The following is a 26,182-nucleotide window of genomic DNA, read 5'->3' on the forward strand; positions in this document are numbered from 1 at the left end:
GGTGGAATTGGTAGACACGCTGGATTTAGGTTCCAGTGCTTCACGGCGTGAGAGTTCAAGTCTCTCCTTCCGCACCAATATTGGGGTATAGCCAAGTTGGTAAGGCAGCGGGTTTTGATCCCGCCATTCATAGGTTCGAGTCCTGTTACCCCAGCCATATTCTTGAAAAAGCCGCTCTTTTGAGCGGTTTTTTTGTTTGTACTCTCGTTTTGTTCAGCAAATGCGTTCTTCTCCCCCATGAATGAATAAATTTGCTTTATGCGAGCATAAAACGTCATAGTTTCAGCACGTTTTCATTGTCCAATCATTTAATTGTCGTGCTAGTATTGGTTTTTTATCGATATAGCTCGGCTTATTCCAAGGTTTAGCAAATACAAGTTTGCTTAAGCCGAAGCGTTTGTTCTGACAACGCACCTGTCATGTTCAGTTCATTTCTACACGCCGAGCAATAATTAAAACAATAACGAAGGAAAGTGCGTGATAAACGAATTCGTTTCATTAGTTAACAATATTCTTTGGGGAGACGGTCAGGTACTTATCATTATGCTGCTTGCATGTGGTATCTGGTTTACCGTTAAACTTGGTGGTGTGCAGCTTAGGCACTTCGGCCATATGTTCAGCCTACTAAAGAGCAGTAACACTTCTACTAAGGATGGGATAAGTTCATTCCAAGCTTTGTGTACCAGCTTATCGGCTCGTGTAGGCACGGGTAACTTAGCTGGCGTCGCGGTTGCTATATCTCTAGGCGGTGCTGGCGCTATTTTTTGGATGTGGATGATTGCCCTTTTAGGTATGGCCACTGGCTTTGCCGAAAGTGTACTAGGTCAGCTATATAAAGTCCGTGACGAAAACGGCGAGTTCCGTGGCGGTCCCGCTTATTATATCAAGCAGGGTTTGAACAAAACCTGGCTTGCAGTCGCATTTTCTCTATGTTTGTTCTTTGGCTACGGCTTTGTCTTTAGCGCCGTTCAAGCCAATACTATTACCGATGCATTAAACAATGCGTACTCTTTCCCCACAGAATATGTAGGCCTAGCCATTATTGCACTGGCAGCCTTAATCGTCGTGGGAGGCCTTAAAAGCATTGCGCGCTTTGCCGAGTTTGTGGTGCCCTTTATGGGAATAGGCTACGTGCTTGTGGCTTTGGCTATTACCTTCATTAATATTTCCGAACTGCCAGCCATGCTGCTCGATATCGTTAAATCAGCATTTGGCTTGCAGGAAGCTGGCGCTGGTGCACTCGGTGCGGCCATTAAAAATGGTATTCAGCGCGGACTGTATTCAAACGAAGCAGGTAGCGGCTCTGTACCGCACGCTGCGGCGAGTGCTGTGCCAAACCCTAATCATCCTGTATCACAGGGTTACATTCAGATGCTAGGCGTTTTCTTAGATACACTCGTGCTATGTACGTCTACTGCCTTCATCATTTTACTTGCTGGCGGTTCAAGCTCTGATCAAATGGAAGGCATACGCCTAACCCAAGATGCGATGAGCAGTCACCTAGGCGAAGGCGGTACTGACTTTGTGGCAGCCGCCATCAGCTTATTTGCATTCACATCTGTAGTAGCAAACTACGCTTATGGCGAAAGTAACCTGCACATGTTCAAGCTAGATAACAAAATAGGCCGTGCAGTTTACACTATTGGTTATTTAGGCATGATTTATTGGGGCGCACAGGCGGCACTACCTCAGGTATGGGCCATGGCCGATATGGCGTTGGGCCTAATGACGGTGATAAACATCATTGCTATTGTATGGATGACCCCTACCATTGTGTCTATCAGCAAAGACTACTTTAAGAAAAAAGACAGTGGCGCAAACATGGAATACAAAGCGGGCGACTGTGAAATACAGGGTAAGTCAGAAGATGGTATTTGGGATTAAGTCCGGCTTTTACTAGGTTAGTGTTTTAAAATTAGGTGTTATCACGCTAACGTTAACTAATTAAGATTAAAGTAAGTTTTGACAAAAGAAAGGCTAACCTCGGGTTAGCCTTTTTCGTTTGTAGCAATTGACCGCAAGTAAAACACTGGTTTTGATTTACCTGCAACAAATGAAATGGCGGCCTACAACGCTACTGGCAAATGCCCTGTCTTCACCCATATTATTGTTTCCTCATCCACGTAAGGATGATGCTGACTCATATGAGGATTGCGCAACCATGTGCCTTTTGGGTATGCACCATGTTCGTCTTTAAATGTACCCGATAGCACAAAAATTTCTTCACCTCCGAAATGCTTGTGAGGCTTGAATATCTCACCCACGGGCCACTTAACTAGCGCCACATGTTCGTGCTCAAAGTTGTGGAGCGGCATCACTTGTAAACCGCCCTGCCCTTGCAGCCATTGTGCTTTATTTGTATTTACCCGTACTTCACTCAAATCGCGCTTATCAAACTGATTCAGCTTCACTAAAATAACACAGCCTTCTTTACTGAACGGGCTGTGCTTACTGCCTGGAGGATTGCGCAAGTAAGTGCCTGCAGGGTAATCACCGTGTTCATCGGAAAACACACCTTCAAGCACCAGAATTTCTTCACCATAGGGATGACTGTGCTGCTTAAAACTCGCTCCTGCTTCGTACTTTACAACGCTAGTTGTATGACCTGACTCTTTTGCTTCACGCTCTAAGGGTTTACGCCATACCGTAGAAGACGGTGACGCTTGCCACTCTTGCATTTGCGTATTGATCGCTAGGCGTTCATCAAAGTTCATATTAAGCATTTAGGTCACCGGTTAATATTGACGCGTTGTCACTGTTTTATTAAAGACCGTTACTCTGGTCTTAGCATTTCGAAAAAGTTATCTCGGGAAATAGTGTAATAATCGCCTCGCCCGCCACCACGGGTAACTGGCGCACTTTTCAGCGTGCTGTAAACGCCGTTTTCTATAAGCGACTTATCAATGTGTACACCCACGACTTCGCCCATAATAAACCAACTGTCCACCGACTCACCTGAGGCCGATTTAAGCTGTACCACATCAGTTAGCTTACATTCCATGCTCACCTTACTCGCTTTTACGCGGGGAACGCTTACCACTTCACTTTCTACAGTTTGAAGCCCTGCATGGTCAAATTCACTTTCTTCAGGTGCCAGAGGTTTACTCGTCGTGTTCATCGCATCAATCAAATCTTCCGATACAAGATTCCAGCAAAACTCACCCGTTTCCTGCACGTTTACCAGTGAATCTTTCTTACTGCCTACTACTGAAAAGCCGATAATTGGCGGCGTATAGTTCAACGCATTGAAAAAACTGTAAGGAGCAAGGTTTAACACTCCCGTTTTTGATTTTGTAGAGATCCATCCGATTGGGCGCGGTGCGATGATCGCGTTAAACGGATCGTGAGCCAAGCCATGACCTTCTTTTGGTTGATAAAAATGCGTTTGTGCCAAAACCATTCCTTAAAATTTGTGGTAGGGTAAATCTAATACTGATATGAACGCTTATTCGGCGCTTTTCAAGGGCTTAAGATTAAAGGTTGTTTATGACTGCACGTAATGTCGCTTTTTCAAGAACAAGACTGACTGAATTAATGGTGCCATCTTTTGCAAATTTTGGCGGTAAGGTGCATGGAGGTGTCATTTTATCGTTAATGGATAAAGTCGCCTATGCCTGCGCAAGTAAACACGCAGGGGCCTATTGTGTAACCGTTACCGTTGATGGCGTCGAGTTTTTACAGCCTGTTGAAGTGGGTGACTTACTTCACCTCGACGCTACCGTTCATTATGTCGGAAACACATCCTTGGTAGTAGGGATAAAAGTTACTACGGAAAATATCAAAACCAACGAGGTCAAACATACCAACAACAGCTTTTTTACCATGGTTGCCAAAGATGACAGCGGCACACCTGTTTCAGTCCCTGAGCTAGAGTTATCTACTCACCATGAAATGCGCAATTTCGTAACGGCTATACGCCGCAGTAAAATTCGCAAAGAAGCACAAGTTAAGCTGCAACGTGATTACGACGCTTTTATTCCCAAAGAAGACTTTGCGCTTTTAAACGAACATCGCTGTGCGGTTACCTTTGAGAAAAATGAATAAGTAACAGGTACAAAAAAGCCAGTTGATTATTAATCAACTGGCTTTCAGCACTCAAGAACCGATGCTAATTAAAAGCTATACGAGACTTTTCCGTAAACAAAACGGCCTGTAAAACCGTAAGGCGAAAAGCCTGAATACGGGAATAAGCGCGAGAACGTGGTTACATCATCCACAAGTTCACGGGTTGTTTCTGGGTACACATCAAACAAATTGTTAGCACCAACAGAAACGGTAAGTTCTTCCGTTAACGCAATGCGAACATCTAGGTCTGTGATCCACTCTGATGGAATGATTTCATTGCGTGCTTCAACTGACGATGGGTCTTCCACTTCACCATAACGAGTAGTGCGTAAGGTTGTTGTGTAGCGGTCATAATTCCACGTAACACCTAAGTTAAGTTTGCTGTCAGGCGAAGCCGTTTCGAAGCGACGTAGTTCAACATCATCGAACAAGTTAGCCTGGTCGAAGCCTGCATTTTGCAAAACCTCAGGTGCATCGATAACACTTGTTACTTCGTTATCGTTAAAGTTGGCACCTGCGTTAAAGTTAAACGCACCATAATCTGACGTATTAAGCGTATAGGTAGAAACAATATCAACACCTTCCGTACGCGAATCTATCGCATTTAAGAAGAATCGTGCCTGATTAGCTCCCGTACCCGCAAGTAATGCTTCTATACCCTCACCTGATAGGTTGTTAGACAGCACGATACGATCGTCAATATCAATGCGGTAAAAGTCTACTGTCAGGTTGAAATCGGCGGTTGGCGAGTAGGTAAAACCTGCGCTGTAGTTATTCGATTCTTCTGCATCAAGGCCTGGGCTGCCCAGCGCTTGCGCAACATCACTTGACGGCGCAAATGTGCCCGTCTCTGTTGGCTCGCCATCAACAAATACCGTCGCGATTGAGGTGAAGAATTGCTGTTGTAGCGATGGTGCTCTAAAGCCGGTTGATACTGACGCTCGAAGTGCAAATGCATCACTCAGGGTTACACGGTGAGACATTTTCCAGTTAAACGTGCTGCCGAAGTCAGAATAATCTTCATAGCGCCCTGCCACTGCTACGTTCCAGTTTTCTACAACGTCAGCTTCTACATCCACATAGAAGCTATAGTTATGACGGCTGTTTTCACCTGCAGATTCTGGTGTAAAGCCTGGGAATACTTGCGAACCAGCAGCACCAAACGGGCCGTCTACCGGGTCAGTCACCACGCCGCCAGGTCCAAACGTACCTTGTATGTAAGACCCTTCTTCACCTGCAGTTATTTCATAGCTCTCATGACGATATTCTGCGCCCATGGCGAAGTTCATTTCGCTGTAGAAATACCCGGTATCTACCAAACGTGACGCGTCAGCATTCACAATTGTGGTGTTGTATTCTAGCGTACCCGCGTCAAACTCAGTTTGACTCGTTGGACCTAAAGACGTGTTTAGGGTGTTGATAACACCATACTCAAGCTCATTACCACCATGTGTTACGGACAAGTCGTAATTCCACACATCGCCATAGCCCTTAATACCAGCAAGCAGCGACATATCGGTTATGTCAGTTTGAATAGAAGGTAGGAATCCGTCTGGATAAATTTCAACTACGTTTCGTGAATCTTGAGCTCGACGGTAAAAGCCTCCGCCTACCGAATCACGAGTGCTGTAGCCTGCGGTAGTATAAAACTCAACGCTATCAGTAAGGGCTTTACCCGCGTTTATGAACAAGGCGTAATCTTCTACCTCACCATTTCCGTAAACGTGATTGTAGCGGTTGACCGTAAGCTCACGAGGGTCTAGGTTGCCGTCCGCGTCTCGCGCATAGTTTTCTCGCTGGTCGTAGTCCGAACGGTTCGCCTGTCCACGGTCGCGGTATTCACCTGATACGTTAACAAAGCCGTCGTCTCCCCATTCGAAGCCTACGTTGCCGCGAAGGGTAAAGGTTTGTCCATCGGTTACGTCTCTGTCGCTTCCTTCAGCGAATGCTAAATTACCGTCAGCGCCAACACTCACACCTTCAAGGTTAGGCACACCGTCCATTGTTGTAACGTTAGCACCATACGTTGCCGACACTTCACCGCCTTCGGCAGCATCTTTCAAAACAATATTTATAACACCGGCAATGGCGTCTGAGCCGTACTGAGCCGCAGCACCGTCACGCAACACCTCAATACGCTTAATAGCATTAGCCGGGATAGCGTTTAAATCTACCGCTGAAGAGCCACGCCCCACCGAACCATTTAAATTAAGAAGCGCAGAGGTATGACGACGCTTACCATTAACTAATACCAGCGTGTGGTCTGGTGCTAAACCACGCAGCTGTGCTGGTCGTACGTGGTCGGTGCCATCGGTAATAGATGGCTGAGGGAAGTTAAAGCTAGGCAGTAACTGGTTTAAGATCATGTTGGTTTCAGTGAGCCCCGTTGCTTCTATAGATGAAGCATCGATAATGTCGATAGGTACAGGGGAGTCATTGATGGTGCGACCAACGCGACGTGAACCTACAATTTGGATTTGCTCAACATCTTGCTCATCAACAGAAGCTTGCTCCTGTGCAAGCACTGACGAAGAGGAAAAAGCCATTCCTGCAATTGCAGAAGCAATGAGGGAAAGCTTGAAAGCAGAAGCGTTAAATTTTGCCTGTTGCATTGTGTTGTTCCTGAATTCTTTTAAATTTTACTTTTCGAAGTGTGTAGTTTTGTATTTCGTGAATCAAAAACGCGTTGAAATACAATATCTTCTTTCTGTTGTTGGGGTACTGCTAAACGCCAGATTGTCTGATCAGACTTATTATTATTAGAGATGAAAAGCACGCGGTGCTTGAAGGCTGAGTAAATCACAAAAAGATTCGCTCGCACAATACTAAAGTTGTAATAAATCCTTAATATCGACGACAGGCGGAATTTTGAAGATGAAGCGACGGAATCATCTATTGCACTGGTGGTAAGAGGCGGTAGGAAGGTGCCACCTTCACAAAAGGTAATTTGGACTAGAGTACGTGAAACCGAAAAAGCGCCCCGTTCAGAGCGCTTTTCATACTAAATTTGCACTAATGAGTGCCAAATAGGCGCTTATGCTTTTTTAAGCTTCTTCTTAAGCTTTTTCAGCTTTCCTTCTTGCTTAGAAATTTTCGCCTTAGTTGCTTTAATCGCTTTTTTTAACTCTTTTTTCTTAGCCATGATGTAAATCCTTATCTTTATTTGTAGTGTTCGCTTCACTCACATAACGTTTAGCAAAGCCGCTATTGATCGCCGTGTTTGGCAATAAATTCTCGAATAAAGTGTCTAACTTCACGAGCAGCAGAAGTGTCTAGGTCTTCGCATAACGCGATAAACTGGGCACGCTCTTCGTCATTGATTCGAATAATCATCTGACTATTCTTTTTCTTCTTTTTATTGTTTTTTTCAGACACCTTAAATCCTTGCAAATATCAATACGTGCAGTATGTCGTTCAATGAGAATCTGCAAGTACTACCACATTATTCGAATACAAAATGTATAGCCTATGTATATACGTTTCAAGGTATTTTGAACTTTTCACCCTTATTTTTCATAAAAGCGTAATGCTAGCGTCACATTAGTGACTTCAGGCTAAGCCAAAGTAATTCCAATAAAAATGGAAATAACGAACTTACGTAAAATCAAAAGTGAAGTAGACCATGACACAAGCACAATCTATAACTCACCTATCGTGTTTCATCGAAGCAGTGGCGATCGCTAAACAAAATAAATGCAGTAATTGCGACGATTTGAAAACACTGTTGCAGCAAAAGGGATACGAAGAGTTAGTTGCAATGGAAACCGTAGAAGAATTAAGCCCGCAGCTGCCCTTAGCGTCTTAATAGTCGTATTTTGAATAGGAATAGAAAAAAGCTGTTTGCGCTTTTTATCTACACACTGTGTAGCCTACTGCTATTCAGTTTTTGCGAGATTGCTCGCAAGCGTTTAAGCCAGAAACAAAAAACGGAAGCCTTGCTTCCGTTTTAAAAGAGCTATCAAATGATTATTTAGGCGACCAATCAAATTTTTTGAAAGGTTCGTCAACAGGCGTATCGGCCAAATGATTGGTATAATTACTCATCACTTTTTGCGCCAATATAAGTATGATTTCTAACAATTGCTGATGCTTGTATCCAGCACTGTAAAATGCGTCAAGCTGGGCATTATCAACATTCCCTCGCCCGCGAGTTACAGCCAGCACAGTTTCTTTAAGCGTATTCAATTTGCTGTCAGACAGTGTTTCATCGTTTCGCAACTCTTCAATCAGGTCATCGCGCACTTTCATACTCTTAGCAATACCCGTATGCGCTGGAACGCAGTAATGACACGCGTGCTCTACATTCACTGCCTGCCAAACCACCGTTAACTCTTCTGCATTGAACGATGTTTCTTGCGCTAGTTTATGCAGCACTTGATAGCCTTCAAGCAAAGTCGGCGCTTCTGCCATTACTGCATGTAGATTTGGAATCATTCCAAATGCTGCTTGCGAATTATCAAGTAAAGGCTTCGCTGCTTCTGGCGCACTCTCTTTCGTGTGTAAAGTAAAATCGCTCATGTCACTCTCCTATTGATGTGATCAAAAACTGCAAGCAACGCTTTGCGCTACTCACAACTCGTATGCCAATAATAATAGGTTTACTTGAACGATCGTTCAAGCGATAATTGAACATATGTTCAAAATATTCACGTATAAGGTATGCAGCGATGAAATATGACCACGATGAGATTATAGAAAAAGCCACTACGCTTTTTTGGCAACGAGGCTTTCAGGCGGCTGGCATGCGTGATATTCAGCAGGCATTGGATATGCGTCCGGGTAGTATTTATGCGCGTTTTCAAAGCAAAGAAGGTTTATTCAAACTTGTTGTTGAGCATTATGCAGACAACAGTGCAAAACGTTTAAAGCAAGTCACAGAAGCTCAATCACCTTTAGACGCTCTTTACCACTTTTTTGAAACAGCATTAACTGGCCCCGACGAGCAACGCTACATGCGCCAGTGCTTGTTGGTTAAGTCTATTGCAGAATTAGAACTCATTGGTGATATTGCCAAAAAAGCTGTACTTGAGAGCATGCAAACCCTTAAGGCTGGTTTTAGAAATATTATTGAAGCCTGTATCGAAAAAGGTGAGCTGCCTGAACATACGCCAACGTCAACAGCCGCAGAGTGGCTTCAAAATCAGTTCGTTGGCTTACGAGCGTTTGCCTTACTGCGAGACGATAATCAAACAACTATTAAGATGATAGACAAAGTCATTATCGATTTGAAAGGCCAATGGCCACAACAAACACATTAATGTAGATGAAGGCTTACAAAAACTGAAGCAGCACATTTATGAAAATTGCCGTAAAACCAGTTGGATGGGCCCTGGTTTACTTAAATAAGCGGTTCGGATTGAACCGTTTAAACCAAGTGGAAAAACCATTTTTGTCCGTTTTCAGATTAACGTAGGCTCGCTTTACCTCAACCCACTGTTCCTGGTCAACAGTCACTTTACCATCAGCAAACGGTACATATAGCTGATCGCCTTCAAAGTGGGTTCTAAATTCTAAGTAAAAGTCGCCGTGTAACTCCTCAAGTAAGGCATCGGACTCCCCCAATCCGTTGGGGAGGAAGTAATGAAACCGAGTGAGAATAAGGCTTCCTTCAGCACTTAACTGGTAACTGCCTGCATAGCCATCCCAGCAGGCAGACATCACCTCAACCTTTTCAGGGTCAGGTTTACTCTTCAACTGATAAAAGTGTTTTTCGCCTTCGTCTGCTGGATGCCCTTGCCAAATATAATAAAGGCTATAGCCTTTTAGATTAACCCACGGACATTGATTGGAGAACCCTTGCGAAAATTGTACGGTCATTCCTTTGAACCTTTGAAAAAGTGAATTGATTTGAGTTCGGCAAGTGGCTAGATTTTGTGACTTTTTAAACCTAAGCAGTAGCTAAGAGAACAGTAACCGCAACAACTGGGCGATAAGCAAAATCCCCATTAAGGGCCAAATCCACTTAGCCCATTTCGCAGCATCCTCATTACTGATTCGCATTTTAGAGCGTTCTATTAGCGGTATAATCAATGCTAGCGCACCAAATAACACCGCCAGTAAAATTAACACTTCCATTATCGTAACCCTATCGCATATTTGAGCACTTCTTGTTTAGCAGGCTCTATGCGCTGCGCCACAGAAAGAAGCTGGTTTCTTATCCATTTTATGGGGGCAACGTCATTGCTAAACAAGGTATAAAACCCATCCATTGCCGTCATCATCACCAAATTATCTCGCTTTCGTGGCTTTTCATAATTGCTGATAAGCCTTTGAGAAAATACTTGCTCGGTTAGCAACAATGCGTTGTCGCTACCGAATGGCTTGAATTCAGCACACACAGAAAGAAAGGTTTCTACATCTTTAAAACCTAAATTAACACCCTGTCCGGCAAGCGGATTAATGGTGTGTGCTGCATCACCAACTAACGCACAACAGCCTTTCACATAGTGATTAGCATGAGCACGCGTGAGTGGAAAAATCGCTTTATCAATAACTGAAAAGCTATTGCCATTTCTGGTCAATTCATCTGGAAACGTTTTAAGAATTTCACTTTCAAGTTGGTTCGCTTTTAAACTTTTAATCCGTTTGAGTTCGTCAGGCGAGTCGTACCAAACTAGCGAAGCGAAGTTATCAAACATAGGTAAAAAGGCTTTAGGGCCGCTCGATGTAAACTGCTGCCAGGTTACAGGTTCAACGGCGTTCTCCATCTTTATAGTGATCCCCATCGCCTGCTGCGAATATTGCCAACCTGTAGTGCCAATGCCCGCCGCCTTTCTCACCTGAGAGTTTGCGCCATCTGCGCCAACAAGCCAGCTCGCTTCAATGGTTCTGCCATTCGAAAGGCTGACCTTAGCCGTATTCGTTAATTGAATATCTTGCACCATTTGTCCGGTAATGAGCTCAACATTGTCAAACTGCTTTAATGCGTGGTGGCACCCCAGCTGCAACAATCGGTTTTCCACAAAAAAGCCTAGTTGGGGCATGTCGATACTTTGTGCGGTAAAGTCTGTTCGATGGGCTGGGTCGTCCCACACGCTTAGGCCTGTGTAAGGTTTAACACGCATGGCGGCTATGTGCTCCCAAGCACCAAGGGCTTTTAACAGCGTTACCGATGCTTCGCTGATGGCTGAAACCCTTAAGTCGGGCCCCTTCTCAGCGTTAAAAGGTGCTGGTAGATACGGCTCTATCACTGCTACCTTAAACTGCTGCTGAGCAAGTCCCAACGCAAGTGCAGCACCTACCATACCGCCGCCATTTATACAAAAATCGACCATTTACTCTCCTTAAAACACGCACTTGCATTATGTCTTAAAACACAAAGCGCTGTGAAGTAAAACGTAGAACTGGCTTGCCCTAGATCAATTCTTAACGAATCGTCTCAAGATACTGGGAATATGCTTGCATTACAGGTAAAATATGCGGCTATTTTGAACATCTCCCTGTAACTGACATTATCCGTGTTTTTTACGTGGTGATTTAAGCGCCTTACGTAAAATAACATTCTGGCAGCCACCTTTTCTAAACAACGGTGAAACTGCTCTCACTTACAGGAACACTAACAGGTTATCGAATAGTTGTTATGACTAAAAAGCTGTATATCAAAACCTGGGGCTGCCAAATGAACGAGTACGACTCGGAGAAAATGGCAGACTTACTAGACTCAACGCATGGCTACAGTGCTGCAGAAAGTGCTGAAGAAGCCGATGTTATTTTGCTTAACACATGCTCAATTCGTGAAAAAGCACAGGAAAAGGTGTTCCACCAGCTGGGACGTTGGAAAACACTTAAGCAAGATAAACCTGAACTTATTATCGGTGTGGGCGGCTGTGTAGCCTCTCAAGAAGGCGATACTATTCGTCAGCGTGCACCGTTCGTAGACTTGGTATTCGGTCCACAAACACTGCACCGCTTGCCTGAAATGATCAATCAGCTTCAGGGCGGCGCAAAGTCAGTCATTGACGTAAGCTTCCCGGAAATTGAAAAATTCGACCGTTTGCCTGAGCCACGTGCTGAAGGTCCAACGGCGTTCGTTTCAATCATGGAAGGCTGTTCAAAATACTGCACATTCTGTGTTGTGCCTTACACCCGTGGTGAAGAAGTAAGCCGTCCCGTTGACGACGTGTTGCTTGAAATCGCTCAGCTTGCAGGTCAAGGCGTGCGTGAAGTCAATCTTCTAGGTCAAAACGTTAACGCGTATCGCGGTGAAAATTACGACGGTACAATTTGTCGTTTCTCTGAGCTGCTTGAATTGGTAGCGGCCATAGACGGTATCGACAGAATTCGTTACACCACCTCACACCCGGTTGAATTTACTGATGACATTATAGAAGCATACGCGTCTATTCCGGAGTTAGTAGACCACCTACACTTGCCTGTTCAAAGCGGCTCTGACCGTATATTGAACTTGATGAAGCGTGGCCATACAGCAATCGAATACAAGTCTAAAATGCGTAAGCTGAAGAAAATTCGCCCGAACATTAGTTTGTCGAGTGACTTCATTATTGGTTTCCCAGGTGAAACAGATGCCGACTTTGAAGCCACCATGGATTTGATTCAGGCAGTCGATTACGACCTTAGCTTCAGCTTTATTTACAGTGCTCGCCCGGGTACGCCTGCTGCCGACGCAGTAGATGACGTAAGTGAAGAAACTAAGAAGCAACGTCTTCACCTACTACAGCAGCGTATTACGCAACAGGCTCTTCGTATTGCTCGTCACATGGTTGGCACAGAGCAACGAATATTGGTTGAAGGTCCGTCAAAGAAAAACCCAATGGAGCTTTCGGGACGTACTGAAAATAACCGTGTAGTGAACTTCGAAGGCACACCAGACATGATTGGCGAATTCGTTGATGTAAACATCACTGACGTATTCACTAACTCATTACGTGGTGAAGTTGTGCGCAGAGAGAGCGAAATGGGCTTGCGTGTTGCCGTTTCGCCCCAATCTATCATGGCAAAGCATCAGGCAGATTTGCCCGATGAGCTTGGCGTGGGTCAATTTAACCCAGCCTAAATACATTTTATAGCGAGGAAAAAAGTAGCTTGAGTACATTGGTTAGTAACGAATTTGAATTAGAACCGGCAGATAGCAAACGTTTGTCGAGTTTATGTGGCCCCTTTGATGACAACATTAAACAAATTGAGCGCAGGTTAGGGGTAGAAATTACCTACCGAAATAACGCATTCAAGGTGTTGGGTGAACCGCAGCAAATAAAAAGTGCCAGCGAATTACTTAAGCTTCTTTATATAGAAACTCAGCCTATTAAGGGCCGTATTCCCGAGCTAGAAGCGGAACAAGTTCATCTTGCCATTCAAGAAGCCCGTGTTATTGAAAAAGACGCAACAGGCGGCTACGGCAAAGAAGTGAATATTAAGACCAAGCGCGGTGTGATTAAGCCGCGTAACCCTAACCAAGCGCAATATGTGGCGAACATTGTAAACCACGATATTACTTTTGGTATTGGACCTGCTGGTACGGGTAAAACCTACCTAGCCGTCGCTGCTGCTGTGGACGCGCTTGAGCGACAAGAAATTCGCCGCATCTTGCTTACCCGCCCGGCGGTAGAAGCGGGTGAAAAGCTCGGTTTCTTGCCCGGCGACCTTTCACAAAAAGTTGACCCGTACCTTCGTCCGCTTTACGACGCCCTATTTGAAATGTTGGGCTTCGAGAAAGTAGAAAAGCTTATGGAACGCAACGTCATTGAAGTTGCACCGCTGGCCTATATGCGCGGTCGAACGCTGAACGATGCCTTTATTATCCTGGATGAAAGTCAAAACACCACGGTAGAGCAAATGAAAATGTTCTTAACCCGTATTGGCTTCAATTCAAAAGCGGTGATCACCGGTGACATCACGCAGGTAGACTTACCTCGCGGTGCAAAATCAGGTCTTCGTCATGCTATTGAAGTGTTAAGTGAAGTGGATGACATTTCTTTCAACTTCTTTAACGCTGAAGACGTGGTCCGCCACCCTGTGGTTGCGCGCATCGTAAGAGCCTATGAAGTGCACGATGCTGAACAAGAGCGTCTTCGCAAAGCACGTAAAGAAGAAGCATTGCGACTTCAACGTGAACAGGCTTCTCAAGACGATAATGCCACGCAAACGAAAGACGACAACGCATCGTGAGTGCCATTATTGATGTACAGCAAGCGTTTGAAGGTGACGAGGCCATTTTGTCGGCCATTCCCTCACCTTCGGAACTTGAGCTTTGGGCTAACGCCGTGCTCAATTACGAAGGGTTAGCTGAGCAAGAAGTGACCATTCGCTTTACTGACGAAGTCGAAAGTCAAAGCCTTAACCATGAATACCGAGGAAAAGATAAACCCACAAATGTTTTATCTTTTCCGTTTGAAGCGCCTCCAGGTATAGAAATAAACCTTTTAGGTGACCTGGTTATTTGTGCCCCCGTTATTAGTCGAGAAGCCGAAGAACAGCATAAAGACGTAAGCAACCACTACGCGCACATGACTGTTCACGGGCTATTGCATTTAATGGGTTACGACCATATTGATGATGCGGAAGCTGAGGAAATGGAAAGCAAGGAAATTGATATTCTTGCGCACCTTGGCATTGCTAATCCTTACGAATCTATTGATTAAAAATTCAATATAAACCATTGTTAGTTAAGTACTTTAACACTTAATAACAATAAAACATTGACGACCAGCGAGAACCATTTTAACGTTGGCGTTGAACTAACAATTAAACGGACATTATGAGCGACGATAATCCTCACTCTACCAACGGCTCATCAGGCAAGAGTTGGTTAGATAAACTAAAAAATTCAATTTCTGGCGAGCCGAGAAGTAAAGAAGAGTTAGTATCGGTTATTACTGATGCTGAACAGAACGAAATCATAGACCCACAAACCCGCGAAATGATTGAAGGGGTTATTGGGGTAAATGAAATGCGAGTAAGGGATATCATGATCCCTCGCGCTCAAATGACCACCATCGATGTAGAGCAAAAGGTAGAAGAGTTTTTACCTGTAATGCTTGAATCTGCTCACTCCCGTTTCCCCGTTATCAGCGAAGATAAAGACCACATCGAAGGTATTCTGTTAGCAAAAGATCTTTTAGCTTTTGCATTTAACGCGGAAAAAGAATTCAACCTTCGCGATATTCTGCGCCCTGCGGTTATTGTCCCAGAAAGCAAACGCGTGGACGTTCTGCTTAAAGAGTTCCGCCAGCAACGCTACCACATGGCCATTGTTGTAGATGAATATGGCGGTGTGTCTGGTCTAGTCACGATTGAAGATATCCTTGAAATTATCGTGGGTGAAATTGAAGACGAATACGATACGGAAGAAGATGGTACCGATGATATTCGCCCGTTAAATAAATCAACATACTCTGTTAAAGCCTTAACGCCGGTTGACGATTTTAACGAGTTTTTTGAAACCAAGTTTAGCGAAGAAGAAGCCGACACTATTGGCGGTATTGTGCTGAAAGCGTTTGGTCATATGCCTGAAACCAATGACGAAATCACCATTGGCGACATTCAATTTAAAGTGACTAACTCTGATAAGCGCCGACTTATCCAACTTAAGGTTTCAGTGCCTTCGCTCGAATAGTGAAGTAACGCAAACTACGCCTGTTTCAGCATAGGGCAGCATGATTTTATTCGTGCTCACCCTATGTTGACGTAACAACTCTATTAACCACGATCAGATGACTCCTATGCTGAAACGGTTTACTCCCCACCTACTCCTTTTGTTAAGCGGCGCAAGTTTAACGCTAGCTTTCGCTCCTTTTAACATGTGGCTTTTAACTATTCCTGCGCTTGCAATTGCTATACGTCAGGTGATAAAGCTCAAACATCGCCCATTTTTAGCCGGATGGCTGTTCGGTGCAGGATGGTTTGGAGCGGGTATAAGCTGGGTTCATGTGAGTATTGCCGACTTTGGCGGGCTTCCCATTGCGGCATCTATTGGCATTATGGCGTTGCTATGTGGTTACTTATCGCTTTATCCTGCGCTTGCCACCAAGTTAACCGCCAAGTACTTCTCTCCCCACTTGTGGCCAATGGCGTTACCTCTTTTCTGGGTTGCGGCTGAGTGGTTACGAAGCTGGATGCTAACCGGCTTTCCATGGTTATCTATAGGGTATAGTCAATTAGAGAGCCCTCTTTCAGGCTTTGCGCCAATCATCGGAGAAACGGGAATAAGCGCGCTTATCGTTATCAGCGCTACGCTATTTGCGTTGATACACAATAAGCGAACTTTCGCCAACGCAGTGCTAGTGGCGCTGTGCTTATTTACCAGTGGCTACCTTCTTAAACAACATACTTGGGTTGCCCCCCAAAAAACCTACTCAGTAGGCATGGCTCAAGGCAACATCGCGCAAAGTCTGCGATGGGTGCCAGAGCAAGATGGTCCAACCATGGACACCTATTGGAAATTAACTGAAAGCTTATGGGATAACGACCTCATCATTTGGCCTGAAGCCGCGGTTCCCAAGCTTGAGCCATTAGCCCAACCTTATCTTGCTAAAGTTAACGAAAGAGCCTTTCAAGAGAACACGGCACTTATTACGGGTATTGTTAATTACAACTGGGAAACTGATGAAGCGTGGAACAACCTAATTGTGCTAGGTAAACGTACACCAGATGCCGCTTATCCCGACTATCAATATTTCCACAACAACCGATTTTCGAAACATCATCTATTGCCCGTAGGCGAATTCGTACCTTTTGAAGACTGGCTTCGCCCGCTTGCTCCCCTATTCGATTTACCTATGTCATCATTCTCTCGAGGTGACTATCAACAGGCAAACCTTGAAGCTAACGGCATTCACCTAGCCCCCGCTATCTGTTTTGAAATTGCGTTTCCTCATCAAGTGATGGCAAATGTATATGAAAATACCGACATGATCATAACCGTGAGTAATGATGCGTGGTTTGGTCACTCACATGGGCCTGCTCAGCATTTGCAGATAGCGCAAATGCGCGCCCTTGAGTTAGGCCGCCCTGTCGTTAGAGCGACAAATAATGGCATTACGGCTTTTATAGACCACAGAGGCGAAATAACTGCTCGGCTACCTCAATTCATGGCAGGTAATATTTCGGCGCCAGTTGTCGCAACCAGAGGGTTTACACCGTATTACCATCTTCAAGAGCTAGGTGTTTGGTTTATAGTTATTTTGCTATTTGTTAGTGCGTTACTTCTTAGACGAAGACAGAGATGATCTGTAAAAATTAAAGGTACCGACACAATAGTCATTCAATAATAATACTAACTCGATGTAGGACATGTTGAACTTGTTTTTTGCAAAGTTCAATGTGTGCTAATTAAGGAAATACTTGTGAACTGGGTTTCTCTTTTTTCAAAAAAACTACTCACCTTTTCTATCACTGCCATTGTTTGCTCTACTGCTGTTTTCGCAGAGACAACGGTAATTACTGCAGATCGCATGATTGACGTTGCTAACGGGAAAGTCGTCAAACAGGCGGCTGTTATTGTAACGGACAATATAATTACTGCATCTGGTCGCCTTAAAGACCTGACAGTTCCAAACGAAGCAACACGTATTGATTTAGGCAATGCCACGCTAATGCCTGGGTTAATGGATATGCACGTACACTTAACCACTGATGCAACTCGACACGGGTACAAGCGTTTAGAAGTATCACTGCCCCGCGCGGCTATTACTGGCGTTAAACACGCTAAAGCAACGTTAGATGCAGGTTTTACCACTGTGCGTAATGTGGGTGCACCTGGTTTTGCTGATGTTGCGTTAAGAGATGCCATCAACGCGGGCGACGTAGTGGGACCGCGCATGTTTGTAGCTGGGCCAAGCCTAGGCGTAACTGGCGGCCATTGTGACAGCAATCTTTTGCCCTATGAGTATGACAATTATAGCGAAGGTGTTGCCGATGGCCCGTGGGAAGTACGCAAAAAAGTACGTCGAAATATTAAGTACGGCGCTACCGTGATCAAATTCTGCGCTACAGGTGGCGTTTTGTCTAAAGGCACAAAAGTAGGTGCACAGCAATACACATTCGAAGAAATGAAAGCCCTCATTGATGAGGCCCATTTGCGTGGTTTGACAGTAGCGACTCATGCTCATGGCACTAATGGCATTAAAGCAGCCATTAAAGCGGGTGTAGATTCAGTAGAACACGTAAGTTTGCTTGATGACGAAGCGATAGATTTAGCGAAAAAGAACGGTACTTACTTCTCTATGGATATTTACGTAACTGAATATATTCTGGGTGAAGGAGAGAAAGCCGGTATTCTAGAAGAAAGCCTGAATAAAGAGCGTATTGTTGGTAAAACTCAGCGCGAAAACTTTGAGAAGGCAGTTAAAGCTGGTGTAAATATGGTATTTGGTTCCGATGCCGGGGTTTACCCTCACGGTGATAATCCTAAGCAGTTTGCCCGGATGGTGAAGTTCGGTATGACCCCCATTCAGGCTATTCAAGCTGCTACTATTAACCCTGCCCGCTTACTGAAACAAGAAGCTACCCTTGGAAGTTTGGAAAAAGGTAAGCTGGCAGATATCGTCGCAGTGCCCGGCAACCCACTAGATGATATGAGCCTTATGGAAAAAGTGGGCTTTGTTATGAAAGATGGACAAATTGTGAAGCAGTACGCGATGTGATGAATGGCCGCTAAAGGAAAATCTTTAGCTTGTAGTTCATAGATTGCAGCTTGCTGCACGGAGCATAGCAGAGGATAGTCGCTACGCAAGGTTAATAGCTTAGCAATACATCACACTGCATCAGACTAAGAAATAAAAAACGGCGCTAACTTCATTTGAAGTAGCGCCGTTTTTGTTAGCAGCAACTACCTTACAACAGATAGGTAGTCTACCCTGTTAAACGTTACCTGCCGCCTGAATAGCAGTAAGTGCGATGGTAAATACAATATCGTCAACCAATGCACCGCGACTTAAATCGTTAACGGGCTTTCGCATGCCTTGCAGCATTGGGCCAATACACACTAGATCGAAGCTACGCTGTACCGCTTTGTAAGTGGTATTTCCGGTATTGAGGTCAGGAAAAACAAACACGTTTGCCTTACCAGCAACAGGGCTATTTGGTGCCTTGCTCTTGCCCACACTTTCGATAGCCGCTGCATCGTATTGAAGTGGACCATCAATAAGTAAATCAGAGCGAAGGCTTTGCGCAATTTTGGTCGCTTCTCTCACCTTTTCTACATCGCTTCCTGCACCTGACGAACCAGTGCTGTAGCTAATCATCGCAACCCGCGGCTCAATGCCAAACATTTGTGCAGATTCCGCAGATTGAATAGCAATATCAGCGAGCTGTTGAGCGTTGGGATCTGGGTTAATTGCACAGTCGCCGTAAACCAAAACTTGGTCAGGCAACAGCATAAAAAATACTGACGACACCAACGACGCGTTTTCAGCGGTCTTTATCAACTGGAGCGCTGGGCGAATAGTGTTCGCAGTTGTATTTACTGCACCTGACACTAATCCATCCACGTCATCTTGCTGAAGCATCATCGTGCCCAGAGTTACGTTATCTTCTAACAACTCTTGGGCAACCACTTCCGTCACACCTTTATGGCCGCGTAGCGCCACTAAGCTCTCAACATAGTCTTTTTTAATGGCCGACGGCGAGAGAATCTCAACGCCTTCGCTCAGTACAACACCTTGCTGTTCTGCTACCCGCCTAATCTCAGTTTCATCGCCTAGCAATACAGGACGAGCAAGACCCCGTTTGGCACAAATAGAAGCCGCCACCACGGTTCTTGGCTCGTTTCCTTCAGGAAGCACAATGCGTTTATTTACCTGCCTTGCACGGTTTGTTAGGTAAAAACGAAACGCTGATGGAGAGAGTTTTTTCTGGCGCGACACTTTTTGGGTAAGTGAATTTACCCAACTTGCGTCTAAACTTTCCGCAGTGTGAACCATCACCTTTTCAATGCGTTTACTGTCATCTACAGGTACTTCCTGATTAAAAGCGTGAAGTGCTTGTGCTGTTTGCCACGTATTGGAATTTACCAGCATAACCGGTAAGCCCGTTTCCATGGCCTGGCTACACAACGCCATAATGTTTTCATCCGGCTGATAGCCGCCAGTAAGCAAGAGCGCGCCTAGCTTTGTGCCGTTTAATGCAGCTAAACAGCACGACACAAAAACATCGCCGCGATCACCCGACATTACAAGTAGCGCCCCCGGCTTTAAGGTGTGCGTCATGTTGTGAATTTCTCGCGCGCAAAACGTGACACTACTTAAACGCCGCTCAGCCAGCTCGCCTTCGTTTAACAAGCTAGCGTTAAGATGCTTCGCTACGTCGGTGGCGCGAGGAGATACTAAATCAGCACTCCAGTCAATTGTGCCAAGTAGACTCAAGCCCTTTTTGAAAATAGGCAAATCACGTAACGCTTGGGTTCGCTCTTCGTCGTGCTCAGGGGCTTCTATTGCGCCAATATCAGCGCGTAAGCGACCATGTTCATCAAAAGGCGCGTTAACCTTATTGAAGATACAGCCCACTACTTTTTGACTTTTGTGACCGCCATAGGTGTCTACAACGATTTCGAGGCGATGATTGATATCCGTGGTCGACTCATTTCCCGGCACAGCCACGAAAACGATGTCGGCATCAAGTGCCCGACTAATTTCTAAATTCAGGCGCTCTGCATAAGGGTGATGGCGAGTTGTCACCAATCCTTCAATAACAGTAACAGCCTCTTGAACACTGCTTTCTTCAAACCGCTCGATGATCTCCTCTAAGAGCTCATCGGTGCTGTCGTTACTGATCATTCGCTCTACGTATTCAAGCTCGAAAGGCGTGATGGGCGACACACTGGCATGGTGCGCAATAATTGCTGTAGAGCGCTCTTCGCCGTTATCGCCTTTGCGTGGCTGTGCAACGGGCTTAAAGAAATTGAGCTTTATGCCTTGTTCCTCGATAGCACGAACAAGGCCCATGCTGACCGTAGTTAGGCCGACACTGGTGCCTACGGGGATCAACATAATTCTGCGAGACATAGTTACTCCTGCTTTTGCTAACGCGTTGGCGTTGCTTATATAGTTTACGCGAAGGTTGCAGCTTCTGCGGCTATCACCCATTCTTCATTTGTAGGCACAACATAAACTGCCGTTGACGCGGTATCAGCGGTAATCTTTCCACCTTGACCAAATCGCGCGTCGGTATTTCTTTGCTCATCTAAGCTAATTCCAAAGTGGGCGAAATACCCCATAGTTGTCTCACGAATAAGCGATGAGTTCTCCCCTATTCCGCCTGTAAATACAATAGCGTCTAACGTGGGTACGGCTACCATATAACCCGCGATGTATTTAGCTAAGCGATAGCAAAAAATTTCAATGGCCAATAATGCACCTTCGTGACCTTCAAGCGCCGCATCTTCAAGGGTTCGACAGTCGTTACTCAGCTCTGAGATACCAAGTAATCCAGACTGTTTGTTCAGTAAATCACTTATCTCATCTGCGGTTTTGCCAAGCTTCTTCTGCAGCGTTCCCGGTAGACTCGGATCTAAGTCACCACAGCGAGTGCCCATAACTAAGCCTTCAAGAGGAATAAAGCCAAGGCTTGTGTCTACCGCCACACCTTTTTCTATAGCCGACACACTGCAGCCATTGCCTAGGTGGGCACTGATAATGCTGGTATCTGAAACCGGCTTCTCAAGAATTTTTGCCATGCTATCAAGTATGAACTTGTGACTGGTTCCATGGAATCCGTAGCGTCTTATGCCGTGCTCGCGATAAAGCGACATGGGTAAAGCATAAATAAAGGCTTTTTGGGGTAAGGTTTGAAAGAAAGAAGTATCAAATACGACTACGTGAGGCAGGTCAGGGTAAGCCTCTTGCGCCGTGACGATCCCCTTTAGGTTCGCCATATTATGAAGCGGAGCCATGCTTGCATAATCTTCAATTGCTTTTAGTACGCTATCATCGACAAGTGCAGCCTGCTTAAACTTTTCACCACCATGAACAACACGATGCCCTATTGCGATAGGCTTAACGCCCGTACTAGCGATAACTTCTGAAATTGCGCTTAACGCTTCGGTATGGCCAGCTTTTTCAGGTAGTGCGCGTTTTTCTTTTTTGCCGTTTAACTTGTAAGACAAACTAGCATCACTATTACCTAGTGCTTCAGCAATACCAGACAGTCCAGCCTCTCCAGTGTCAGCGTCAATTATCGCGAACTTTACGGACGAACTGCCGCAATTTAAAACTATAACTTCTTTCTTCATTTTTTAAATTTACAAATAAAAGTGGTAAGACATTTTGCTTAACCAAATTGTAGCATTTATAAACAACCGGATTGGTTAAACAATTGCTAAATGTTTTATAAAAAACATCGCATACACTTATTGTATGTGAGGTTTTTTCTCAATATTTATTGAAAAGCACGCGATTCATTTCATGCCGTAAAAAAAAGAAACAAATAAAACCAATAAATACATAGACTTAAAATTAAACCCAAGTTTTTTGGAAAAAATATGCATTTTCTTTCTTGAAAAGTATTTGGGCCATTCCTATATATGTTTTGTCGGCGCTGAAAGGTCAGGTCGACAAAACCGCCGCCGCAGAGTCGGGGCATTTAGACTTTTAACATATTGCTTAATTTTGAGGATATGACTATGCGTACTATCGATCTATCTCCACTTTACCGTTCATTCATTGGTTCTGATCACCTAGCGTCTTTAATTGATGCAGCATCTCGTGCTGAGAAGCAAAGTACCTACCCGCCGTATAACATAGAGTTACTTGGCGATGACAAGTATCGTGTAACCATGGCCATTGCCGGCTTTAGTAAAGACGACGTTTCTATTCAGGTTGAAGAAAACACGTTGACGATTACGGGCACGAAGAAAACGGAAGCGGACGATAAAGAAAGCAAAGAGCGTAAGTTCTTACACAAGGGCATTTCAGAGCGTAACTTTGAGCGTAAATTCCAACTTGGCGACCATGTAAAAGTGCTAGCTGCAGATATGGAAAACGGTCTGTTACACATCGATATGGAGCGAGTCATTCCTGAAGCCAAGAAGCCTCGTCAAATAGAGATTGGTTCTCGTTTAATTGAAAATTAATAGTTAGTTTCTTGGTTTGTTTCCCAACTTTTAGCGGCGCCTTTCGGCGCCGTTTTTTTTGGGCTTAAAAAAATCGCTTTTAGTTGGCGCTTACCCATTACTCAAGCGTTGTCGATTTCAATGGCGTAATCAGCTTTACCCGATTCACCAGACTTAAAGTTACCTCGAAGGCTTTTCCCCGTCAGTTCACCTGTAGCAGACCCTTCAATTGATATAAATTCGCTGCTTGCAACTCCATTCTCAAACTTACCGGCATGCTGAAAAGTAACCGTGCCGCGCATACCGTTTACTACGCCAACGAAGGTTTCAAACCCGGTAAATTTGGCAGACATCTGAGATTGATAAGACATCAAAAACTCGACATTAGATTCGCCACTCATTTCACCAGAATACACCTGCTTAATACTAGCGTGAGATACCTTAATTCCCTCTGATCTTTCACTAAGTGTGTCTTCGTCCCATTGAGTAATGGAAAAACTTCCTTTGAACGCCATAAATATCTCTTTATAAATGATTTTTAGTTATAAACTGTAAACCCTAGCTTCTCAGAAAGAAAAAAACAGTCAGCAAATTGTAACAGGGTGTTTAGATAATCCCCTTAAGCATGGCTAACCCCACTGCGTTACAGGTGCTTGCGTCCTTGATTTCTCCACGTTTTATTTTCTCCTTTAACTCATTTAAGGAGAGTGAAACAACGCGCAAGTCTTCTTCCTCGACATCGAGTTTTTGTGCGCCTTGGGTGAGGCCTTTAGCTACATAAATGTGATAACCCTGATTACAAAAACCGTATGCTAAATATTGAAATCCCACATATTCCATTGAATCTGCAGTTAAGCCAGTCTCTTCTTTAAGTTCACCTTTCGCCAATTCAACAGGGTCGACATCAGGGTTACTTTCCCATGCACCTTGAGGCAACTCAAGCTGGCGCTCTTTTATGGTATAGCGATATTGCTCAACCATGTAAACCGTATCGCCTTCTATCGGCAAAATAATAGCGAAGTCAGGCTTTTCCACCACGCCGTAAATGCCTTCGTTTCCACTGCTGCGTTGTATTTTGTCTTCTCTTACGCGAAGCCATTTGTTTTCGTACACAACTTTTGTATCTAGTGTTTTAATATCAGCCATGCCTCACTCCTCACTCACTGTCTTTTTCGTTTCGAAGAAAACCTGCACTTTCTTCCGTCTCTTTAAGTGTTAGGCGATCGTCAGGGTTTTTGTTAAACGCTCGGGTTTGTTGATTAACTTGATGAATGGTACTTGCATTGGCTAAGTCTGATTCATTAGTGATTGAAGCGATGGTCTCTCTACCGCGTAAGAATGCTTTAATTTCGTCGACGATTTCCTTCAATTCTCCGTCGTTTTTGTTCATTCCCATTACAAAGCGCGGGGCTTCCAGATTGTTCATACCGCTAGTGGCGAATATAGAAGTGTTAATTCGACTAGTAATGATCCACGGTGTGATACTGCTTCTAACTACGACATTTTCAGACCGTGTAGAATCGTGAATTGCCATACCTGTTGAAACTCTAGACTCGGTATACGTGCCTTCGGTTTTCATGTACATAAGCAAAGAGTTAAAGTTCAGCTCGCCCCAAAACATGTGAGACGCGTTGTTTAAAATACTTCCTGCCGCTCTGAAAGTAAGCCAAGCGAATATCAGCATGAGCAAATTATTGACCATAGAAAAAGCATTGTTCAACAGTGCGCTGTTATTTACACCAATACTGATAACCAGATGTAGTAGCTCAGCAAGCTGTACGCCAGATGAGTAAAACAATACCGCGGCAACAACGACGGCAACTTGCGCAATAGCGCTCAACGCTACCTTAGCCCCTTTGGGTAATGCTAACCCCTCACTGAGGGTTGGCTGAGTTTCTATCAGTAATTCCCCTTCGAAACTACCCTTCCCTTCAGCCTGCTCTTTAAGCTTAGGAACAAAGTCTGCGTATATTCTGTTTGGGACTTCCTTGTAACGACGGTTGGCAAGCACGATGTTTTCTATATTGATAAAAATCTCATTGGGATGAACAGACTCTTGCATGTTTGCTCGAAATTCGCTGACTTCAGTTTGTGGTGTCACTAAATCCATGCGCTTTTTAAGTAATGGAAATACAAGACCTATCACCACGCCGATACAGATGAAAAGGTATACAAAGTTCAGCCAAGCGCTAAAAAAAGCGTGTTCTTCAGACCAGGTTTTAAGTTCATTGATATTACTTCCCACCACACCATCGAGAAACACACCCGCACCAAGAGGAACGACTAGTGCTAATCCAATGATTACACCAATTGACAACCCTCCCGCTTTAGCAAGTTGCGAGTTTCCTTCGTTATGGATGCCCTTTGCCGTAGAGGTCCAGTTGGCAACAAAATAGATAAGCAATACCAAAGAAAGAACAGGCATAACGACAATTTTTGCGACTTCACCTGCAAAGCCATTACTTACTAAAAAATAGACGATGGCGTAGGTAACTAAGCCCACGATGAGTGTCGCCCCCATGGCTAAAATTTCTTGGGCAAGATGGCGTAGCGGGTAAGGTAAAAAAACAAGCTTAGGAAAAATGCTGTGAACTAGCCGAGCGAGCCAGCCTTTTGGCTCCTCAAAGGTAGTATTTCGTCTTCCCATAAGCATAGAGTGCAGTGACTCTTTCGAGTAAAGCAGAGATTTTTGCTCTGCCTGAGCAGCATCTTGTTCAGATTTTGAGAAGTTGTAGGCCAGTGAAGTGGGAACCGTTCTACCTACAAAAAAGCGCATAAGTTGAAGGATACCGACCGCCGTATGGCGTATTCCCGATACTACTAAAACAAAACCAACCGCTAGCAAGGTATAGCCTTTCACCTTGTTAGCTTCAAATATTGCCGGCACTGTGAAAACAACGTAAACCGCTAACAATAGCGTTAAGACACCACCCAGTGTTCTAAGCGCTCCTTCTGTCTTAAATGGGTTCTTTATCCCTAGCGTCTGAGAACCAAAATCATAAGCCATGATGCATCCTTTCGAAAACAAAAGGAAAAATCATACTTAGTGTAAGATGATTGAGCAATGATTACTTACGTGAATCTCTCTGCACCGTATCGAAAAGGCATAGTAAC

Annotated in this window: 24 protein-coding genes and 1 tRNA gene; 12 read left to right on the plus strand and 13 right to left on the minus strand. The window is 44.5% G+C overall.

What is annotated here, in order from left to right; translation table 11 throughout:
* The first annotated feature begins 81 nt into the window (after positions 1 to 81).
* Both QME20_RS02605 and QME20_RS02610 read left to right on the plus strand, forming a co-directional pair.
* Positions 82 to 157, plus strand: a tRNA-Gln gene (locus tag QME20_RS02605).
* A 320-nt stretch (positions 158 to 477) separates the two neighbouring features.
* On the plus strand, positions 478 to 1,884 hold the full coding sequence (locus QME20_RS02610; RefSeq protein ID WP_281715393.1) for an alanine/glycine:cation symporter family protein: 1,407 nt from the start codon (positions 478 to 480) through the stop codon (positions 1,882 to 1,884).
* A gap of 182 nt (positions 1,885 to 2,066) precedes the next feature.
* On the opposite strand, the gene QME20_RS02615 is transcribed toward QME20_RS02610, so the two are convergent.
* Both QME20_RS02615 and QME20_RS02620 read right to left on the minus strand, forming a co-directional pair.
* Positions 2,067 to 2,723, minus strand: coding sequence for a cupin domain-containing protein (locus tag QME20_RS02615; protein ID WP_014978884.1), 657 nt, complete (start codon positions 2,721 to 2,723; stop codon positions 2,067 to 2,069).
* Positions 2,724 to 2,773: 50 nt separating this feature from the next.
* The gene (locus QME20_RS02620) at positions 2,774 to 3,394 is read right to left on the minus strand and encodes a flavin reductase family protein (RefSeq protein WP_014978883.1); all 621 of its coding nucleotides are present in this window, start codon (positions 3,392 to 3,394) and stop codon (positions 2,774 to 2,776) included.
* A gap of 92 nt (positions 3,395 to 3,486) precedes the next feature.
* Between QME20_RS02620 and QME20_RS02625 the strand changes: the two genes are divergently transcribed.
* Positions 3,487 to 4,044: an acyl-CoA thioesterase gene (locus QME20_RS02625; protein WP_014949004.1), complete on the plus strand. Its 558-nt coding sequence runs from the start codon at positions 3,487 to 3,489 to the stop codon at positions 4,042 to 4,044.
* 68 nt (positions 4,045 to 4,112) lie between these two features.
* Here the strand turns inward: QME20_RS02625 and QME20_RS02630 are convergent, their stop codons facing one another.
* Complete coding sequence (locus QME20_RS02630) at positions 4,113 to 6,677, minus strand: TonB-dependent receptor (RefSeq protein WP_281715394.1); 2,565 nt, start codon at positions 6,675 to 6,677, stop codon at positions 4,113 to 4,115.
* A gap of 592 nt (positions 6,678 to 7,269) precedes the next feature.
* Positions 7,270 to 7,440: a hypothetical protein gene (locus QME20_RS02635; RefSeq protein WP_014949001.1), complete on the minus strand. Its 171-nt coding sequence runs from the start codon at positions 7,438 to 7,440 to the stop codon at positions 7,270 to 7,272.
* A gap of 247 nt (positions 7,441 to 7,687) precedes the next feature.
* Between QME20_RS02635 and QME20_RS02640 the strand changes: the two genes are divergently transcribed.
* Positions 7,688 to 7,870 (plus strand): hypothetical protein, encoded by a 183-nt coding sequence (locus tag QME20_RS02640; RefSeq protein WP_039216244.1) that lies wholly within the window; start codon positions 7,688 to 7,690, stop codon positions 7,868 to 7,870.
* Positions 7,871 to 8,031: 161 nt separating this feature from the next.
* Here the strand turns inward: QME20_RS02640 and QME20_RS02645 are convergent, their stop codons facing one another.
* Positions 8,032 to 8,583 (minus strand): carboxymuconolactone decarboxylase family protein, encoded by a 552-nt coding sequence (locus tag QME20_RS02645; protein WP_014948999.1) that lies wholly within the window; start codon positions 8,581 to 8,583, stop codon positions 8,032 to 8,034.
* Between the two features lie 149 nt (positions 8,584 to 8,732).
* Between QME20_RS02645 and QME20_RS02650 the strand changes: the two genes are divergently transcribed.
* Complete coding sequence (locus QME20_RS02650; protein WP_281715395.1) at positions 8,733 to 9,323, plus strand: TetR/AcrR family transcriptional regulator; 591 nt, start codon at positions 8,733 to 8,735, stop codon at positions 9,321 to 9,323.
* 76 nt (positions 9,324 to 9,399) lie between these two features.
* Here QME20_RS02650 and QME20_RS02655 read toward each other — a convergent pair whose 3' ends face one another.
* From QME20_RS02655 to QME20_RS02665, 3 genes are all read right to left on the minus strand, one after another.
* Positions 9,400 to 9,882, minus strand: coding sequence for a hypothetical protein (locus QME20_RS02655; protein ID WP_281715396.1), 483 nt, complete (start codon positions 9,880 to 9,882; stop codon positions 9,400 to 9,402).
* Positions 9,883 to 9,963: 81 nt separating this feature from the next.
* A complete protein-coding gene (locus tag QME20_RS02660; RefSeq protein WP_014948996.1) occupies positions 9,964 to 10,140 on the minus strand; it encodes a hypothetical protein in 177 nt (58 codons plus the stop codon).
* Positions 10,140 to 11,339, minus strand: a complete 1,200-nt coding sequence (locus QME20_RS02665) for an FAD-dependent monooxygenase (protein WP_281715397.1) — start codon at positions 11,337 to 11,339, stop codon at positions 10,140 to 10,142. The genes QME20_RS02660 and QME20_RS02665 overlap by 1 nt, the downstream gene beginning before the upstream one ends.
* A 305-nt stretch (positions 11,340 to 11,644) precedes the next feature.
* Here QME20_RS02665 and miaB point away from each other — a divergent pair, with 305 nt between their 5' ends.
* The 6 genes from miaB (at position 11,645) to QME20_RS02695 (ending at position 18,665) form a co-directional block, all read left to right on the plus strand.
* On the plus strand, positions 11,645 to 13,078 hold the full coding sequence (gene miaB / locus QME20_RS02670; RefSeq protein ID WP_014948994.1) for a tRNA (N6-isopentenyl adenosine(37)-C2)-methylthiotransferase MiaB: 1,434 nt from the start codon (positions 11,645 to 11,647) through the stop codon (positions 13,076 to 13,078).
* 29 nt (positions 13,079 to 13,107) lie between these two features.
* Entirely contained in the window at positions 13,108 to 14,190 is a 1,083-nt protein-coding gene (locus QME20_RS02675) for a PhoH family protein (protein WP_039216249.1), read from the plus strand.
* Positions 14,187 to 14,663: an rRNA maturation RNase YbeY gene (gene ybeY / locus QME20_RS02680; RefSeq protein ID WP_281715398.1), complete on the plus strand. Its 477-nt coding sequence runs from the start codon at positions 14,187 to 14,189 to the stop codon at positions 14,661 to 14,663. The genes QME20_RS02675 and ybeY overlap by 4 nt, the downstream gene beginning before the upstream one ends.
* 116 nt (positions 14,664 to 14,779) lie before the next feature.
* Complete coding sequence (gene corC / locus QME20_RS02685; protein ID WP_014948991.1) at positions 14,780 to 15,637, plus strand: CNNM family magnesium/cobalt transport protein CorC; 858 nt, start codon at positions 14,780 to 14,782, stop codon at positions 15,635 to 15,637.
* Positions 15,638 to 15,743: 106 nt separating this feature from the next.
* On the plus strand, positions 15,744 to 17,249 hold the full coding sequence (gene lnt, locus QME20_RS02690; RefSeq protein ID WP_281715399.1) for an apolipoprotein N-acyltransferase: 1,506 nt from the start codon (positions 15,744 to 15,746) through the stop codon (positions 17,247 to 17,249).
* Between the two features lie 117 nt (positions 17,250 to 17,366).
* Positions 17,367 to 18,665: an amidohydrolase family protein gene (locus tag QME20_RS02695; RefSeq protein WP_281715400.1), complete on the plus strand. Its 1,299-nt coding sequence runs from the start codon at positions 17,367 to 17,369 to the stop codon at positions 18,663 to 18,665.
* Between the two features lie 216 nt (positions 18,666 to 18,881).
* Here QME20_RS02695 and pta read toward each other — a convergent pair whose 3' ends face one another.
* Both pta and QME20_RS02705 read right to left on the minus strand, forming a co-directional pair.
* Entirely contained in the window at positions 18,882 to 21,023 is a 2,142-nt protein-coding gene (gene pta / locus QME20_RS02700) for a phosphate acetyltransferase (protein WP_281715401.1), read from the minus strand.
* 44 nt (positions 21,024 to 21,067) lie between these two features.
* The gene (locus QME20_RS02705) at positions 21,068 to 22,249 is read right to left on the minus strand and encodes an acetate kinase (RefSeq protein ID WP_014948987.1); all 1,182 of its coding nucleotides are present in this window, start codon (positions 22,247 to 22,249) and stop codon (positions 21,068 to 21,070) included.
* Between the two features lie 390 nt (positions 22,250 to 22,639).
* On the opposite strand from QME20_RS02705, the gene QME20_RS02710 reads away from it, so the two are divergent.
* Complete coding sequence (locus QME20_RS02710) at positions 22,640 to 23,089, plus strand: Hsp20 family protein (protein WP_014976128.1); 450 nt, start codon at positions 22,640 to 22,642, stop codon at positions 23,087 to 23,089.
* Positions 23,090 to 23,190: 101 nt separating this feature from the next.
* Here the strand turns inward: QME20_RS02710 and QME20_RS02715 are convergent, their stop codons facing one another.
* The 3 genes from QME20_RS02715 to QME20_RS02725 all read right to left on the minus strand — a co-directional run bounded on the left by QME20_RS02715 (position 23,191) and on the right by QME20_RS02725 (position 26,075).
* Positions 23,191 to 23,583 carry a DUF3224 domain-containing protein gene (locus tag QME20_RS02715; RefSeq protein ID WP_039230296.1) on the minus strand — a complete coding sequence of 131 codons (393 nt, stop codon included), beginning with the start codon at positions 23,581 to 23,583 and terminating at the stop codon, positions 23,191 to 23,193.
* Between the two features lie 91 nt (positions 23,584 to 23,674).
* Positions 23,675 to 24,214 carry an NUDIX hydrolase gene (locus QME20_RS02720; RefSeq protein WP_014976126.1) on the minus strand — a complete coding sequence of 180 codons (540 nt, stop codon included), beginning with the start codon at positions 24,212 to 24,214 and terminating at the stop codon, positions 23,675 to 23,677.
* Positions 24,215 to 24,224: 10 nt separating this feature from the next.
* On the minus strand, positions 24,225 to 26,075 hold the full coding sequence (locus QME20_RS02725; protein ID WP_281715402.1) for a hypothetical protein: 1,851 nt from the start codon (positions 26,073 to 26,075) through the stop codon (positions 24,225 to 24,227).
* Between the last annotated feature and the right edge of the window lie 107 nt (positions 26,076 to 26,182).

Origin of the sequence: Alteromonas sp. CyTr2 (assembly GCF_947311905.1) — a bacterium.
Taxonomy (GTDB): Bacteria; Pseudomonadota; Gammaproteobacteria; order Enterobacterales; family Alteromonadaceae; genus Alteromonas; species Alteromonas macleodii.

Excerpts from the sequence above, each read along its gene's own strand:
- miaB (WP_014948994.1), top strand. The coding sequence starts at position 11,645 with ATGACTAAAAAGCTGTATATCAAAACCTGGGGCTGCCAAATGAACGAG.
- pta (WP_281715401.1), bottom strand. The coding sequence starts at position 21,023 with ATGTCTCGCAGAATTATGTTGATCCCCGTAGGCACCAGTGTCGGCCTA.
- QME20_RS02665 (WP_281715397.1), bottom strand. The coding sequence starts at position 11,339 with ATGGTCGATTTTTGTATAAATGGCGGCGGTATGGTAGGTGCTGCACTT.
- QME20_RS02625 (WP_014949004.1), top strand. The coding sequence starts at position 3,487 with ATGACTGCACGTAATGTCGCTTTTTCAAGAACAAGACTGACTGAATTA.
- QME20_RS02720 (WP_014976126.1), bottom strand. The coding sequence starts at position 24,214 with ATGGCTGATATTAAAACACTAGATACAAAAGTTGTGTACGAAAACAAA.
- QME20_RS02615 (WP_014978884.1), bottom strand. The coding sequence starts at position 2,723 with ATGCTTAATATGAACTTTGATGAACGCCTAGCGATCAATACGCAAATG.
- QME20_RS02725 (WP_281715402.1), bottom strand. The coding sequence starts at position 26,075 with ATGGCTTATGATTTTGGTTCTCAGACGCTAGGGATAAAGAACCCATTT.
- QME20_RS02645 (WP_014948999.1), bottom strand. The coding sequence starts at position 8,583 with ATGAGCGATTTTACTTTACACACGAAAGAGAGTGCGCCAGAAGCAGCG.
- QME20_RS02705 (WP_014948987.1), bottom strand. The coding sequence starts at position 22,249 with ATGAAGAAAGAAGTTATAGTTTTAAATTGCGGCAGTTCGTCCGTAAAG.
- QME20_RS02655 (WP_281715396.1), bottom strand. The coding sequence starts at position 9,882 with ATGACCGTACAATTTTCGCAAGGGTTCTCCAATCAATGTCCGTGGGTT.
- corC (WP_014948991.1), top strand. The coding sequence starts at position 14,780 with ATGAGCGACGATAATCCTCACTCTACCAACGGCTCATCAGGCAAGAGT.
- QME20_RS02715 (WP_039230296.1), bottom strand. The coding sequence starts at position 23,583 with ATGGCGTTCAAAGGAAGTTTTTCCATTACTCAATGGGACGAAGACACA.
- lnt (WP_281715399.1), top strand. The coding sequence starts at position 15,744 with ATGCTGAAACGGTTTACTCCCCACCTACTCCTTTTGTTAAGCGGCGCA.
- QME20_RS02660 (WP_014948996.1), bottom strand. The coding sequence starts at position 10,140 with ATGGAAGTGTTAATTTTACTGGCGGTGTTATTTGGTGCGCTAGCATTG.
- QME20_RS02650 (WP_281715395.1), top strand. The coding sequence starts at position 8,733 with ATGAAATATGACCACGATGAGATTATAGAAAAAGCCACTACGCTTTTT.
- QME20_RS02710 (WP_014976128.1), top strand. The coding sequence starts at position 22,640 with ATGCGTACTATCGATCTATCTCCACTTTACCGTTCATTCATTGGTTCT.
- QME20_RS02640 (WP_039216244.1), top strand. The coding sequence starts at position 7,688 with ATGACACAAGCACAATCTATAACTCACCTATCGTGTTTCATCGAAGCA.
- QME20_RS02630 (WP_281715394.1), bottom strand. The coding sequence starts at position 6,677 with ATGCAACAGGCAAAATTTAACGCTTCTGCTTTCAAGCTTTCCCTCATT.